Here is a 14099-nt window from a genome sequence, read left to right on the forward strand (position 1 = left end):
GTCGGCAGGGGAGTGGCGGCACAAGAGGGTTGCCCGCGGTATTTTGTCCGCGCAGCTCTGTGCCGGCGGGTATTCGACGTACGGAAGCCGGGCGCACTCCATCCAATGGAGCAGCGGCGGCCGAGTGAAACAGGGCAGTGATCGGCGCGGGGTTTACGGGGGGTTGATTATCCATCGGTGCAGTGGCGATATAGGCGCCTAATAAAATTTCAGGGGTCGTTCCATGTCGTTCGCCACGTTGATTCATCGCGCCAGTCTTCCGGGCCCACAGGTCACTGCAGAGCAGGCCTTGCAGGTTCTGACGCAGCATTACGGGCTGAGCGGCAAGTTGCAGGCGCTGGGCAGCCAGCAGGACCTCAATTATCGCGTGGACAGCGAACGCGGGCGATTCGTGCTGAAGATCTGCCGGGGCGACTATTCGCTGGTGGAACTGCAGGCCCAGCACGCGGGGCTGAGGTACCTGGCCGATCATGGCGCTGTGCAGGTTCCTCGGGTGATCCCGGCCAACGACGGCCAGGACCTGTTGTCGCTGGAGATCGGCGGCGAAGCGGTGCATGTACGTCTGCTCGATTACATCGAGGGCCAGCCGCTGACAGCTCTCGATCACCTTGGCCACGATGTCGTCGCCGGTTTCGGCCGGCTCTGCGGCGAAATGGATCTGGCCCTGGCCGGGTTCGACCATCCGGGGCTCGAGCGTACATTGCAGTGGGATGCACGCCACGCCAGCGCCCTGATCGAGCATTTGCTGCCGGTGATCGAGGACCAGCGCCAACGCGCGCTGATCGCCGAGGCTGCCGAACAGGCCAGACTTCGTTTGCAGCCGCTGCTGGAAAAGCTGCCGGTGCAGGCGATCCACATGGACATCACCGACGACAACGTGGTCTGGCAGCGTGACGCCCGACGGCACTGGCAGTTGCAGGGCGTCATCGATTTTGGCGATCTGGTGCGCACCTGGCGCATCACCGATCTGTCGGTCACCTGCGCCGCGCTGCTGCATCATGCCGCCGGCGATCCGTTCGTGATTCTGCCGGCCGTGCAGGCCTATCACGCGGTCAATCCGCTGCAACACGAAGAGCTTCTGGCGCTGTGGCCGCTGATTGTGGCGCGGGCGGCGGTGCTGGTGCTCAGTGGCGAGCAACAGGTCAGCATCGATCCGGGCAATACCTACAGCCGCGATAATCTGAACCACGAGTGGGAGATCTTCCGGGTCGCCACCTCTGTGCCTCTGGCCTTGATGGAGGCTGCGATTCTCACGGCGGTCGGCCAGACATTGCCGACCATCGACAGTGAAGGCTTTGCGCCGTTGTTGCCCGGTCTGGTCGGGCGCGAATTCGCGTTGATCGATCTGGGTGTGTTGAGCGCGCACTTCGAGGCGGGCAATTGGGAGCAGCCTGGCATCGATCAGCGCCTGTTGAGTGAAGCAGCGGCCATCCACGGTCTGGCGGCCAGTCGATACGGGCAATACCGGTTGTCGCGCACCCGGCCCGACAGCACCGATGAGCCAGAGACATTCCCGCTGCACGTTGAATTGCATGTGCCCCAGGGTTCGACGGTGGAAGCGCCGTTTGCTGGCGTACTTCACCTGTCGGCCGACGGCGCGCTGCGACTCGATGGTTCGCAACTGAGCCTGCGCTTGTTGGGCGTGAAACCTTCATTGCACAGTGACGCAGCGCTGGTCAAAGGCCAGGTACTGGGTTCGGTGGACGGTCCCTTGATCGTGCAATTGATTCGCGGCGCACAGCTGGAAGCGCCGCTGTTCTGTACACCATCACGCGCGTTGGCGTGGCAGGCGTTGTCCCCCTCGCCGGCCGCACTGCTGGGCCTGGCCTGCGACGCCGAACCCGAGCTGGACGCAGCTACCTTGCTTGCGCGCCGCGACGCCAGTTTTGCCCGCACCCAAAAGCACTATTACGTCGACCCGCCGCGCATCGAGCGCGGCTGGCGCAATCACCTGATCGACATGCAGGGCCGTTCCTACCTCGACATGCTCAACAACGTCGCGGTGCTCGGCCACGGTCACCCGCGCATGGCGGCGGTCGCGAGCCGGCAGTGGTCGCTGCTCAATACCAACTCGCGATTCAACTATGCGGCGGTCGCCGAGTTTTCCGAGCGCTTGCTGAAACTGGCGCCGGAGGGCATGGATCGGGTGTTCCTGGTCAACAGCGGCAGCGAGGCTAACGATCTGGCGATCCGCCTGGCGTGGGCCGCCAGCGGTGGGCGCGACATGATCAGCGTGCTGGAGGCCTATCACGGCTGGACGGTGGGCGCGGACGCAGTGTCGACCTCGATTGCCGATAACCCGAAGGCCCTGAGCAGTCGCCCGGACTGGGTGCATGCGGTGACCGCGCCCAACACCTATCGCGGCGAATTTCGCGGCCCGGATTCGGCGCCGGATTATGTGCGCAGTGTCGAACATCATCTGGCGAAGATCGACGAGCAGAAACGCCAACTCGCCGGGTTCATCTGCGAGCCGGTCTACGGCAATGCGGGCGGGATCTCGCTACCGCCGGGCTACCTCAAGAAAGTCTATGAACTGGTGCGCGCCCGGGGCGGCGTGTGCATCGCCGATGAGGTGCAGGTCGGTTACGGGCGCATGGGCCACTTCTTCTGGGGCTTCGAAGAGCAAGGCGTGGTGCCGGACATCATCACCATGGCCAAAGGCATGGGCAACGGCCAGCCGCTGGGCGCGGTGATCACCCGCCGGGAAATCGCCGAGGCGCTGGAGGCCGAGGGCTATTTCTTCTCGTCCGCTGGCGGCAGTCCGGTGAGCTGCCAGATCGGCATGGCGGTGCTCGACGTCATGGAAGAAGAAAAACTCTGGGAAAACGCCCAGGTGGTCGGCGCTCATTTCAAGGCCCGGCTGGAGGCGTTGATCGATCAATATCCGTTGGTCGGCGCGGTGCACGGTTCCGGGTTCTATCTGGGGGTCGAGCTGATCCGCAATCGGGAAACCCTGGAACCGGCGACCGAGGAAACCACGCGGTTGTGTGATCGCCTGCGGGAGCTGGGGATTTTCATGCAGCCAACCGGCGATTATCTGAACGTCCTGAAGATCAAACCCCCGATGGTCACCTCGCGTCAGAGCGTGGATTTCTTTGTCGACATGCTGGCGAAGGTGCTGGAAGAAGGGCTCTGAGGCGATCCGGAACCGGCAAATACCGATTTGTATCGGTATTTGCCTGGTTAAAACGAGATTGTTTTTTATTTATGGCTTCTAAAGCCGATATTTATCGTTTATAAAGTCGCCATAGTCCGTCGTCCAACCCTGTACGGCGTGTTGAAAACCCTCGACGGTTCCCTGGAGTCTGATCGACATGACCACATTGAAAAGCACACCACGCGCCGATGGCTTCTACATGCCGGCCGAATGGGCACCGCAAACCCAGACCTGGATGATCTGGCCCGAGCGTCCGGACAACTGGCGTCTGGGCGGCAAGCCGGCGCAGGCCGCTCACGCCGCCGTGGCCAAGGCCATCGCGCGTTTCGAACCGGTCACCGTGGCGGTCTCCGCCGGCCAGTACGAAAACGCTCGCGCTCGCCTCGACGTGCCGAATATCCGCGTGGTCGAGATGTCCAGCGATGACGCCTGGGTTCGCGACAGTGGTCCGACCTTCGTGATCAACAACAGCGGCGAAGTGCGCGGCGTGAACTGGGACTTCAACGCCTGGGGTGGTTTTGACGGCGGCCTGTATTCGCCGTGGAACCGTGATTCTCAGGTCGGCGGCAAGATCCTCGAAATCGAGCGCAGCCCGCGCTATCGCACCGAAGGCTTCGTGCTCGAAGGCGGCTCGATTCACGTCGACGGCGAAGGCACCCTGATCACCACCGAAGAATGTCTGCTCAACCGCAATCGCAACCCTCACCTGCGTCGCGAAGAGATCGAAGCGGTGCTCAGCGAAAACCTGTCGGTGGACAAGATCATCTGGCTGCCGGATGGCCTGTTCAACGACGAAACCGACGGCCATGTGGATAACTTCTGCTGCTACGTGCGTCCGGGCGAAGTGCTGCTGGCGTGGACCGACGATCCGCAGGATCCGAACTACCCGCGCTGCCAGGCCGCGATGAAAGTGCTGGAAAGCAGCACCGACGCCAAGGGCCGCCCGTTCACGGTGCACAAGATGCCGATTCCGGGGCCGCTGTTTGCCACCGAAGAAGAGTGCGCGGGCGTGGATCCGGTGGACGGCACTCAGGAACGTAACCCGAGCGTGCGTCTGGCCGGTTCCTACGTGAACTTCCTGATCGTCAACGGCGGCATCATCGCGCCGAGCTTCGACGATCCGATGGACGCGCCGGCGCGGGAGATCCTGCAGAACCTGTTCCCGCAACATGAAGTGGTGATGGTGCCGGGCCGCGAACTGTTACTGGGCGGCGGCAACATTCACTGCCTTACCCAACAGCAACCCGCGCCGCACAAAGAGTGAGTGCGGATGTAACAGCTTGAGTTGATTGAAAAATCGACCGGTCAGTCATTCGTTGCCCACGCTTGAAGAGAAACCCGCAGCCCGTCAGGACTGCGGGTTTCTTTATGTCCGCTGGTCGACTATTTCATGACGTTGGCATAGCTCTTGTATCGCTCATTACGCACTAGGGAGGGGGGAGAACTTCAACAGTTCTGTCATAAACCTTGGATAACGTAGCCGCTCACGAACGGGGAGAGAGCGCTGAAATGAACGCCGAAGTGAACGTAATCAGCGAGCGGACGTTGCATCCCATGACGGTAAATAGTGAGTCGCTCCAGATTGTCGCGCACTGGTTGAAGTCCAATGGAACGCGTCAGATCAGGGAACCTGATCCGCGCCGGATGATGATCGAGCGTTACCCCGCTGGCCTGTTCAGCGAGGCCGAACTGGAAGCACTGTGGGATGTGATGGAAGGATAAGAAGAACAAACAAGGATTGTAAAAAGCGCTGCCGGGATGGCAGCGCTTTTTTTATGGGCGCGAATCAGAAGCTGTAGGTGCCGGTGACTACCAGGCTGCGCGGTGCGCCCGGCTGGATCTGGAACGCGCTGGTGGCCGACGAGTAATACTCGCGGTCGGTGATATTGTTCAGGGCCCCGCGCAGGTCCCAGTCCTTGTGGCGGTAGCCGACCAGTGCGTCCCAACGGCCATACCCCGGCAGCACGGTGGTGTTGGCGTTGTCGGCATAACGCTGGCCGACCAGGGTCAGGCCGGTTTCGGCGTACCAGCCCATTTCCGGTTTCCAGGTCAGGAACAGGCTGCCGTTGCGCTTGGCCACGTTGTTCACGCGTTTGCCTTCCAGGCCGTTGTTGTCCTTCTCGATGGTCGCGTCCTGCACGCCGACACCACCGCGCACATACCAGTTGCCGACGATCTTGCCGGTACCGGTCAGCTCGATCCCGCGCGAGCGTTGCAGACCGCTGAGCACGGTCAGGGTCGGGTCGTTCGGATCGGTGGTGCGGCGGTTGTAGAGTTCCAGCTCATAGACGGCGAGGGTGGTGCTCAGGCGATCGTCGAGCCAGTCGCTCTTCACGCCGATTTCTTTCTGCTTGGTCAGCTCCGGGCTCAGGTCATTGGTGTTACCGGCCGCGCCCGGGGTGATACCGATCAGACCACCGCCTACCGGCGAGAAAGTCTTGGTCCACGAGGCGTAGAACGAATGATTCTGCAGCGGCGTCCAGACCACGCCGAAACGCGGGCTGGTACTGTGGCTGTCACGGTCTTCGGAGATGTTGCGCAGCTTGTTGGTCGACTCGATATCGAAGGTGTCGTAGCGCAGGCCGGCCAGCAATTGCCATTGATCGTTCAGGCGCAGTTGATCCTGAACATAGACCGCGCGGCTTTCGACTTCGGTGTGGCTGCTGCTCGACACCTGCATGCGCCCGGTGTGGCGCAGGTCGCGGTTGGGGTTGTACAGATCCAGCGACGGCACGGCGGAACTGCCGCGCCCGGACGTGGCGGCGTTGTAGAGCGTCGGGTCGCGGCGCTGGCTGCCGGTTTCGAGGCCGGTCAGCAGGCGGTGCTCGAGGCCGAAAGTTTCGAATCCGCCTTCCAGCTCAACGTTGTTGAACACGTTACGGGTGGTCAGGTCCTGCTGCCAGTGCTGGCGGGTGACCTTCTGCGTCGCCGGGGTGTAACCGGTGAGGTAGGTGTTGTCGAAATCGCTGTCGAGCTTGAACACACCGAGCGTGTGGCGCAGCTGCCAGTTGTCGTTGATTTCATAAGCCAGTTTCGAGCGCAGGGATTGCGTTTTGTCGTCGATGAAATCGTGATCGTTGCCGTAGGTCGTGTCCCGGCCGACATCTGCCGGACGTCCACCGACCCCGGGAATGCCGCGATCCGGCGTGCGGTTGTAGCGGCTGTATTCGTATTGCACCAGCCAGTTCAGGTCAGGCGTGAGCTGCCAGCTCATCGACGGTGCAAACAGCTGGCGATTGCCGCTGACGCCGTCGCGGAAGCTGTTTTCGTCCATGTTGCCCATGTTCAGGCGCAGGCTGATGTTGTCGCTCGGGTCAGTGCTGAGATCGGCGTACAGGCTGCGCAGGTCTTCGCTGCCACCCTGGGCCTCGATGGTCGAGCGGCGACCGAATTCGGGTGCCTTGCTGACGCGGTTGACGATCCCGCCCTGGCTGCCACGGCCATACAACACAGCGGCGGGGCCCTTGAGCACTTCGACGCGTTCGATGTTGTGCAGGTCGCGCTTGTACTGGCTGTCGTCGCGGATGCCGTCCAGATAGAAGTCGTTGCTGGCGTCGAAGCCGCGGATGCGCAGGCTGTCGAAGCGCGTGTCGCCGCCGCTGCTGACGTTGGGAATACCGCTCAGGGCATCTTCGATGTCATTGATGCCGTAATCCGCGACATTGGCGGTCTTGATCGAATCGATCGCCTGCGGCACGTAACGCACCGGGGTGGAGGTGCGGGTCGCGGTGTTGCTGACCTTTACGCGCGGATCATCAACCTGCGCTTCTGCGCTGATCGACGTGGCGGGAAGCTCGGTCGCGGAGTAAGCGAAACCGGAGGACAAAAAGGCAGAAAGCCCAAGCGTGACGGGCGTGAGACGGAACGGGGCAGGCATTGAAAAGCGCATCCGAAAGGGTGAAAGAATTCGAGCGCGCGAATGGTAATGCTTTGCATTTACTCCCGTTAATTATTCCTGAAAGGTTCCGTGGTTTGATTGTGTCAATTTATTTCATGTTTGTGTCGGAGCGGACAACAAGCGCATTTGACCGATTGCCGAAACAGACTGAAAGCCATTCCGGCGTTTTTCCGCAACGACCGAGGGACTAATGTGCCGACATCGTTTTTCCCACCTTCTGAGCGGAGCTTTCCGATGACTCTTCATTACATCTACGACCCGCTGTGCGGCTGGTGCTATGGCGCCAAACCACTGGTGCAGGCCGCCCAGCAAGTGCTGCCCGTGATCGCCCACGCCGGCGGCATGATGACCGGCGCCAACCGCCAGAACGTTTCACCGCAACTGCGCAATTACGTGATGCCTCACGACCGACGCATTGCCGAATACACCGGTCAGCCCTTCGGCGAAGCTTATTTCGAAGGCCTGTTGCGCGATCACTCGGCGGTGTTTGATTCGGCACCACCGATTGCCGCTGTGATGGCAGCGGAAAAAATCGACGGTCGTGGCCTGGAGCTGCTTGGCCGTTTGCAGACTGCGCACTATGTCGAAGGGCGGCGAATTGCCGACGAAAGTGTGCTTGTGGAATACGCGGTAGAGCAGGGCTACAACGCCGATATGTTCTTGAACGCCGTGAAGTCCGTCGACACCGAACAACATATAAAGAACAGCCGTGCCCTGTTGGCAAAACTGGGTGGGCAGGGTTTTCCAACTTTCGCACTGGAACAGGACGGTCAGTTCACACTGGTAGATATCGGGCCGTGGCTGGGCAAGCCAGAAGCCTTCGCCCAATGGTTGAGTGAGTCGTTTACGCCTGCGCCAGGGACTGAAACCTTGCAGGTCTGTGGCCTAGATGGTTGCGCGTAATCCCGCATCAAAATCCCTGACTGCGAGCAATTCCGTGCACGAAGCCATCGCAAAATTTACTTTTTTTAGACGTTTTTCGCCTATTTAAAGACGATTCTTGAAATTGACACATTGTTGAGGGCGCGGCTACGATTCGGCCCAACGCCTGTGGCTAACCGCCATGACTCAAAATTAGGAGCAGGCCCGCCATGACATTGTCTTGAGCGGGTCTTTTTGTTTCGGGGTGAATAAAAGAGTGCAATAAGCGCCGTTTCAGCCGTTCGACACAGCGCGTTTCAACCCGTAATAAGGAAAACAAAATGTTGAACAAGCGAATCAGTCTGATCGCACTGGGGATGTTGAGTGCCACTTCGGCCATGGCTAACGACCAGGCCGAGTCCAAGGGTTTTGTGGAAGACAGCAGCCTCAAAGTGCTGCTGCGCAATGCCTACATCAATCGTGATTACAAAAACGGTAACGACGATAAAGCCGAGTGGGGCCAAGCGGCCATCGGTACGTTCTCGTCCGGTTTCACCCAGGGCACCGTCGGTGTGGGTGTGGACGCGTTCGGTCTGTACGCGCTGCGTCTGGACGGCGGCAAGGGCCGCAGCGGCGCCGGCGGTATCGACTTTTTCAAGCAAGACAACAACGGCAACCCGGCTGACGATCTGGCCAAGGGCGGCGCGGCAGTCAAATTCCGTTTCTCCAACACCGTGCTGACCTACGGTGACCAGATGCCGGCCCTGCCGGTGCTGAACTACGACAACTCCCGTCTGCTCCCAGAGAGCTACACCGGTACCTTGATCACTTCCAAAGAGATCAAAGGTCTGCAGCTGGATGCTGGCCGTTTCACCGCGGAATCGCGCAAGAGCGATGAAGGCCGTGACAGCGGTGGTCTGAAGTCGATCAACGTGTTGGGCGGCAGCTACCAGTTCACCGAAAACTTCAAGGGCGCGCTGTACGCTTCCGACGTCGAAGACGTGCTGAAGAAGCAATACGTGAACGCCAACTACGTGTTGCCGTTCAACAAGGATCAGTCCCTGACCCTGGACTTCAACGGCTACCGCACCAAGCTGGAAGACTCCTACATCCGCGAGAACACTGTACCGGGTAAAAGTATCGTCACTGGTGACGACAACAAAATCTGGAGCCTGGCAGCAACCTTCGCCACTGGTCCGCACTCGTTCACCGTGGCGCACCAGCGTTCCACCGGCGACAGTAACCTGGGCTACGCCTACGGCGGCTACCAGAAAGATCAACATCGTGTCGGGGACGGTGGCAACACCATCTACCTGGCCAACTCCTACTGGTCCGACTTCAACGCTGAAGACGAGCGCAGCTGGCAGTTGGGCTACGGCCTGGACTTCAGCGCATTCGGCGTACCGGGTCTGAGCTACAACTTCGCGTACGTGCGTGGCGACAACATCACCACGTCCACCAGCGAAGGCGGCACCGAGCGTGAGATCTTCAACCAGTTCAAGTACGTCGTGCAAAGTGGCCCGGCCAAAGATCTGAGCATCAAGCTGCGCAGCTCGATCCTGCGTGTTTCGCAGAAATCCAGCGAATACAACGTCAGCGGCAACGAACTGCGTGTGTTCGTGGACTACCCGATCAACATCTTCTGATGATCGGTTGAACCCGCGAAACGCGACAGAAAAACCCCGACTGGTTCGGGGTTTTTTTTTGACGCTTTTTGAAAAAACAGCATAAAAACCCGTGTTTTTGTCATTTGAAATGCACTTTCAAGCCGTTTCAAATCGCGTTTCAAACAGGGCTTTAAATGCCTGAAATTCTTTCTCATGGACGCAAATTCTCCACCTAATAGATTAGGCCGCTCAATGCAGCGGAGAATTTGGTAATGATCGTTTTAACCAGAGAAGTGGGCGAATCGCTACGGCGCGACAAGTACGCCAATGTGCAGGGTGCTGACTTCAATCTCTACGGTCATTTCGCCGACTTCGTCAGACTGACCAAAAGTTGGGAAAACATGGAGCCTGACAGTTACTACGGTCAGGCCGAAGCCGGCATGCGTTACCGTCGTTACAGCGACTTTGAGTACAACCCCAAGACTCGCGAACTGAAGCAACTGGAACATCGCGCGTACGTGCAGTCCAAGGCCAACAACAGCTATGTGGGCGGCGTGGTGCGGCACTTCCAGGACTTCTCGGACGAAGTCATCAGCTCGCCGGTAATGCGCAGCCTGATCGACACCGATTTTGAAGTGTACAAAAGCGTGTTGCCGGAAGAGCTGCACGATGAAATCTGGCAGTGCCAGATCCATCAGATCCGCATCGAGATCAAACCCGGCAAACAACTGGAAATCACCCCGGAAGGGATTCACTGCGACGGTTATCCGTTCAGCGGCGTGCACTTCTGGGGCCGCAACAATGTCGAGGGTGCCGAGAGTCGTCTGTACGACATCCACGAGCATCAACTGGCGTCGACCACCTACCAGGAAATCCTCGACACCACCTACTTCCTCGACCGCGACATGCGCCACTACGTGACCCCGGCGCGCAATACCCATACCCATGCCATGGCGTACCGGCAGATCCTGGCGATTTCCTTCTCGCGGCCCGGGACCGCTTTCGACATTGTTCGCTAATCAGATCACCCCAATCGACGGCGTCGAATGCTCGACGCCGGTGGTGCTGCGGCGCGCAACGGCCAAGGACGCGCAGCGCATGGAGCGCTTCTTCCGCCAGTTCGACGAAGTGTCGTTCTGTGAATGGCAGGACGCCAAATGCCTGCGCGGCGTGTTGATCCAGAAAACCACCACGGCCTATCTCGCCTTCGACGTCGAAGGCGAGATCGTCGGTGCGGTACTGGGCGGCATGCTGGGCAGTCGCGGCACGATCAACCATCTGGCGGTCAGCCTGCGCTATCGCAGCCAGGGTGTCGGCCAGCGGCTGGTGGAAGCGGCGTCGGCCGACATGAAACGGGTCGGTGTGCTGCGGATGTTTCTGTTCGTCGACGATGCTAACCTCGCGGGCAAGCGTTTCTGGACGGCCCAGGGTTTTTGCGAACCTCACGGCGAGCGGACATTTGAGAGGGATCTATGAATGAAACATCCGGCAGTGCGCCGCTGATGGTCGACCGTCAGCCATCGCGCACCTTTGCCGAAGCCAGCCCGGTGGTGGCCGGTTACTTCACCGTGTCGTTCGTGTTCGGGCTGATGGCCGTCAACGCCGGGCTACCGCTGTGGCTGCCGGTGGCCATGTGTCTGTTCGTGTATGCCGGGGCTTCGCAATTCGCGGCGCTGGCGCTGATCAGCAGCGGGGCATCGCTGACCACCATCGTGCTGACCACGTTTCTGATCAACGCGCGGCACATGCTGATGTCGGTCTACATGGCGAAGGCCCTGCGGGCGCTGGGCCTGAGCCGCATGGAGCGTTGGTGCTACGCCGGCGGTCTGACCGATGAATCGTTCGCCTTCCACAGCGTCAAACTGGGCACTGGTGCGCCGGTGAACATTCGCTATCTGATCGGCTTCAACCTGTTCTGCCACACCTCCTGGGTGATCGGCGGATTGCTCGGCGCCCTGTGTGCGCAGTACGCGTCGCACCTGATCAAATACCAGCTCGACTACGCGCTGACCGCGATGATGCTCTACGTGCTGGTTTCGCTCTGCAATACCCGCAACAAACTCATCGCCGCTATGGCTGCAGTGGTCTGCATGGGCGCACTGAGTCTGGTGGGCAGCTCGCCATTCAACGTTTTCATCGCCACGTTTGTGGGCTGCGGAGTGGGTGTATGCCTGACCAAACGTTCCTGATTCTGGTGGTCGCGCTGATGATGGCCGTGACCTTCCTGCCACGGGCCTTGCCGCTGCAGGTCAACACCGAGCACTGGCCGCCCTTCGTCGCCCGGGCGCTGGAATACTTGCCGGTGGCGATCGTCGCTGCGATCAGCCTGACACCCTTGTTGATCAAGGATCAGCACATACAGCTCGATCGCCCGGAATTCTATGCCGCGATTCCGACGCTGTTATGTGCGTATTTCAGCAAAAACCTCTTTCTCAGTGTGGCGGTTGGGACGGCTGCGTACATTGCGCTCGGCTCGTTCATGTAGCGGCAGATCGACCACGTCGTTCAACGCCTGGCCGGACAGATCCGGGTTGTTCACCGCCAGGCGCACTTCGAGGAAATCCTCGAACCCGGGGAAAATCGTCAGGCCGTTTTTCTGCGCGGCCTCGCGGGAGACCATGCCGACCGCGTCCATCTGGGTGATGAGCGACAAAGTCAGCGTTTCGCTGCAGGAGTAGATCGTCCGCTGACTGTTCTCGTGATTGCCCAGCCCTGCGTCGAGAAAACGCAAAAAGCTGTGGGAATACGGACAATCTTCTGCGGGACGCACCTGAAACTTGTTGCCGAGCAACGTCAGCGGATCGTTCTCCTGACCACAGTGCGCGCCGACCACCTGCACCTGCACTTCAGGCAGGACAATGCTCGGCAGACCCGGACGCTGCGGGCCGATCAACACCGCAAGGTCGAAGTCCTCGTTCTTCAGCTTGCTGAGGTTTTCCATCGACTCGGCGTAGCTGAATTCCATCTGGTAATCGGGAAACACCTCGATCAGGCGCCCGATCAATCGTCGGTTGAAATCCGGGTCCAGCGTGGTGTTCAACGCCACTTTCAATGTGCGTTGTCCCGGCACCTTCAATGCTTCGACTTTCTCTTCCATCTGCCGCGTGGCAATCAGCACTCTGTCCATATAAGGCGTCAGCTCGGTGCCTTGCGGCGTCAGCGTCAGCCCCTTGTTGGATCGTCTAAACAAGCGGAAACCGAACTGCTCTTCGACCTTGTTCAACTGTGCGGCCAGGGCCTGCACGGTCAGGCACGAATGCTCGGCTGCGGCCGACAACGAGCCGGTCTGCACGATGCGCATGAGGTTGCGTAAGGTTCTGCTATCCATGGGTAATGCCCTCTGAAGTGGGCTGGGTATTGTTGTGTACGTGACGGCCTGAACGGCGCCATTTGCCGGCTATATTCCTGTACCTGAGCATAGTTGTCGCGCAATTAGTAGCGAATTGATGTCCCCGCCGATGGCTGGAGGCTGACACAGGATCGGGTTTTTTGGTGACGTGGGGGTGATTGGGGTCAAAAAAAGTGCACGGTTTGGGTGCGTCTGCGGGTTTTTCCAAAGGATTTTTGGCGCGATTTTTACAGGCTATTCATTACACCACCTCACAAATGAAGTACCCCACCCCTACTTTTTCCCCTCCCGGCACACGCCTAAATTGAGCTCCAACACCTGACCATCATCCCGAGGGCAGGTCACTGGAGTAGTCGTCATGCCATTTGTCAGCGTACGCATCACCCGCGACGGCGTTACCCGTGAGCAGAAAGCTCAGGTGATCGCCGAAATCACTGAAACCCTGGAACGCGTCCTCAACAAACGCCCGGACCTGACCCACATCGTGATCGAAGAAGTCGACACCGATAACTGGGGCTACGCCGGCATCACTACCACCGAGTACCGCCGACAGCTGGCGGAACGGGGTCAGTCATGACCCCGACCGTGACCATCGATTTCGTCTCCGACGTGGTGTGCCCCTGGTGCGCACTCGGGGCGACAGCGCTGGAGCAGGCGATCGGCAATCTGGCCGGCGAGATTTCGGTGGAGCTGACCTACAAGCCCTTCGAACTCAACCCGGACATGCCCGCCGAAGGCGAACCGGCCGTGCAGCACCTGATGCGCAAATACGGCCGCACCGCCGAAGACGTCGCCGCCGGCAAGAAGATGCAGATCGAACGCGGCAAAGCCATCGGTTTCGAGTTCGACCTGGAGAAACGCACCCACTTTCACAACACCTTCGATGCTCATCGATTGCTGATGTGGGCGGCGCAGGAAGGGCGGCAGATCGCGCTGAAAAAGATCCTGCTGCGCGCTTACTTCCGCGACGGCGACAACCCCAACGATCACCCGACGCTGATCCGTCTGGCGACCGAAGCGGGACTGGATGCAGCGAGGGCCCGCAAGGTGCTGGTCAACGACGAATTCGCCAGCGAAGTACGGCAACTGCAGGCGTTCTACCGGCAGCACGGGATCAACTCGGTGCCCGCGCTGATCCTGAACGGCAAGCACCTGGTTTCCGGTTCGCAATCGGTCGAGTACTACGAACAAATGCTGAAACAACTGGCTGCGGCCTGATTCAACACC

General features: G+C 59.8%; 13 protein-coding genes. 11 read left to right on the top strand and 2 right to left on the bottom strand.

Annotated elements, in window-relative coordinates; translation table 11 throughout:
• The first annotated feature begins 223 nt into the window (after positions 1-223).
• The 3 genes from EIY71_RS13465 (at position 224) to EIY71_RS13475 (ending at position 4879) form a co-directional block, all read left to right on the top strand.
• Complete coding sequence (locus EIY71_RS13465; RefSeq protein WP_134021973.1) at positions 224-3136, top strand: aminotransferase; 2913 nt, start codon at positions 224-226, stop codon at positions 3134-3136.
• Positions 3137-3314: 178 nt separating this feature from the next.
• Positions 3315-4421 (top strand): agmatine deiminase, encoded by a 1107-nt coding sequence (aguA, locus tag EIY71_RS13470; protein WP_134021975.1) that lies wholly within the window; start codon positions 3315-3317, stop codon positions 4419-4421.
• A 245-nt stretch (positions 4422-4666) separates the two neighbouring features.
• Positions 4667-4879: a hypothetical protein gene (locus EIY71_RS13475; RefSeq protein WP_102687846.1), complete on the top strand. Its 213-nt coding sequence runs from the start codon at positions 4667-4669 to the stop codon at positions 4877-4879.
• Between the two features lie 64 nt (positions 4880-4943).
• Here EIY71_RS13475 and EIY71_RS13480 read toward each other — a convergent pair whose 3' ends face one another.
• Positions 4944-7034, bottom strand: a complete 2091-nt coding sequence (locus EIY71_RS13480) for a TonB-dependent siderophore receptor (RefSeq protein ID WP_134021977.1) — start codon at positions 7032-7034, stop codon at positions 4944-4946.
• Between the two features lie 255 nt (positions 7035-7289).
• Between EIY71_RS13480 and EIY71_RS13485 the strand changes: the two genes are divergently transcribed.
• From EIY71_RS13485 to EIY71_RS13510, 6 genes are all read left to right on the top strand, one after another.
• Positions 7290-7958 carry a DsbA family protein gene (locus tag EIY71_RS13485; protein WP_085746361.1) on the top strand — a complete coding sequence of 223 codons (669 nt, stop codon included), beginning with the start codon at positions 7290-7292 and terminating at the stop codon, positions 7956-7958.
• A gap of 299 nt (positions 7959-8257) precedes the next feature.
• Positions 8258-9562 carry an OprD family porin gene (locus EIY71_RS13490; protein WP_085746362.1) on the top strand — a complete coding sequence of 435 codons (1305 nt, stop codon included), beginning with the start codon at positions 8258-8260 and terminating at the stop codon, positions 9560-9562.
• Between the two features lie 233 nt (positions 9563-9795).
• Complete coding sequence (locus tag EIY71_RS13495) at positions 9796-10542, top strand: 2OG-Fe dioxygenase family protein (RefSeq protein WP_085608635.1); 747 nt, start codon at positions 9796-9798, stop codon at positions 10540-10542.
• A 79-nt stretch (positions 10543-10621) separates the two neighbouring features.
• The gene (locus EIY71_RS13500; protein WP_007952618.1) at positions 10622-10999 is read left to right on the top strand and encodes a GNAT family N-acetyltransferase; all 378 of its coding nucleotides are present in this window, start codon (positions 10622-10624) and stop codon (positions 10997-10999) included.
• Positions 10996-11712, top strand: coding sequence for an AzlC family ABC transporter permease (locus EIY71_RS13505; protein ID WP_085702720.1), 717 nt, complete (start codon positions 10996-10998; stop codon positions 11710-11712). Before EIY71_RS13500 ends, EIY71_RS13505 begins: the two co-directional genes overlap by 4 nt.
• Positions 11691-12008, top strand: coding sequence for an AzlD domain-containing protein (locus EIY71_RS13510; RefSeq protein ID WP_007952614.1), 318 nt, complete (start codon positions 11691-11693; stop codon positions 12006-12008). The genes EIY71_RS13505 and EIY71_RS13510 overlap by 22 nt, the downstream gene beginning before the upstream one ends.
• Here EIY71_RS13510 and EIY71_RS13515 read toward each other — a convergent pair.
• Complete coding sequence (locus EIY71_RS13515) at positions 11925-12851, bottom strand: LysR family transcriptional regulator (RefSeq protein ID WP_085647967.1); 927 nt, start codon at positions 12849-12851, stop codon at positions 11925-11927. The two genes, EIY71_RS13510 and EIY71_RS13515, sit on opposite strands and share 84 nt — an antisense overlap.
• 379 nt (positions 12852-13230) lie before the next feature.
• Between EIY71_RS13515 and EIY71_RS13520 the strand changes: the two genes are divergently transcribed.
• Together EIY71_RS13520 and EIY71_RS13525 are read left to right on the top strand one after the other, a co-directional pair.
• Positions 13231-13449: a 4-oxalocrotonate tautomerase family protein gene (locus tag EIY71_RS13520; protein ID WP_007952610.1), complete on the top strand. Its 219-nt coding sequence runs from the start codon at positions 13231-13233 to the stop codon at positions 13447-13449.
• Positions 13446-14090: a DsbA family oxidoreductase gene (locus tag EIY71_RS13525; protein WP_134021979.1), complete on the top strand. Its 645-nt coding sequence runs from the start codon at positions 13446-13448 to the stop codon at positions 14088-14090. The genes EIY71_RS13520 and EIY71_RS13525 overlap by 4 nt, the downstream gene beginning before the upstream one ends.
• Positions 14091-14099: the final 9 nt, after the last annotated feature.

The sequence above is a fragment of the Pseudomonas sp. CH235 genome (genome assembly GCF_004368175.1).
Lineage (GTDB): Bacteria > Pseudomonadota > Gammaproteobacteria > Pseudomonadales > Pseudomonadaceae > Aquipseudomonas > Aquipseudomonas paraglycinae.

Coding starts and splice junctions, on each gene's coding strand:
- EIY71_RS13465 (WP_134021973.1), top strand. CDS start 224: ATGTCGTTCGCCACGTTGATTCATCGCGCCAGTCTTCCGGGCCCACAG.
- aguA (WP_134021975.1), top strand. CDS start 3,315: ATGACCACATTGAAAAGCACACCACGCGCCGATGGCTTCTACATGCCG.
- EIY71_RS13475 (WP_102687846.1), top strand. CDS start 4,667: ATGAACGCCGAAGTGAACGTAATCAGCGAGCGGACGTTGCATCCCATG.
- EIY71_RS13480 (WP_134021977.1), bottom strand. CDS start 7,034: ATGCCTGCCCCGTTCCGTCTCACGCCCGTCACGCTTGGGCTTTCTGCC.
- EIY71_RS13485 (WP_085746361.1), top strand. CDS start 7,290: ATGACTCTTCATTACATCTACGACCCGCTGTGCGGCTGGTGCTATGGC.
- EIY71_RS13490 (WP_085746362.1), top strand. CDS start 8,258: ATGTTGAACAAGCGAATCAGTCTGATCGCACTGGGGATGTTGAGTGCC.
- EIY71_RS13495 (WP_085608635.1), top strand. CDS start 9,796: ATGATCGTTTTAACCAGAGAAGTGGGCGAATCGCTACGGCGCGACAAG.
- EIY71_RS13500 (WP_007952618.1), top strand. CDS start 10,622: ATGGAGCGCTTCTTCCGCCAGTTCGACGAAGTGTCGTTCTGTGAATGG.
- EIY71_RS13505 (WP_085702720.1), top strand. CDS start 10,996: ATGAATGAAACATCCGGCAGTGCGCCGCTGATGGTCGACCGTCAGCCA.
- EIY71_RS13510 (WP_007952614.1), top strand. CDS start 11,691: ATGCCTGACCAAACGTTCCTGATTCTGGTGGTCGCGCTGATGATGGCC.
- EIY71_RS13515 (WP_085647967.1), bottom strand. CDS start 12,851: ATGGATAGCAGAACCTTACGCAACCTCATGCGCATCGTGCAGACCGGC.
- EIY71_RS13520 (WP_007952610.1), top strand. CDS start 13,231: ATGCCATTTGTCAGCGTACGCATCACCCGCGACGGCGTTACCCGTGAG.
- EIY71_RS13525 (WP_134021979.1), top strand. CDS start 13,446: ATGACCCCGACCGTGACCATCGATTTCGTCTCCGACGTGGTGTGCCCC.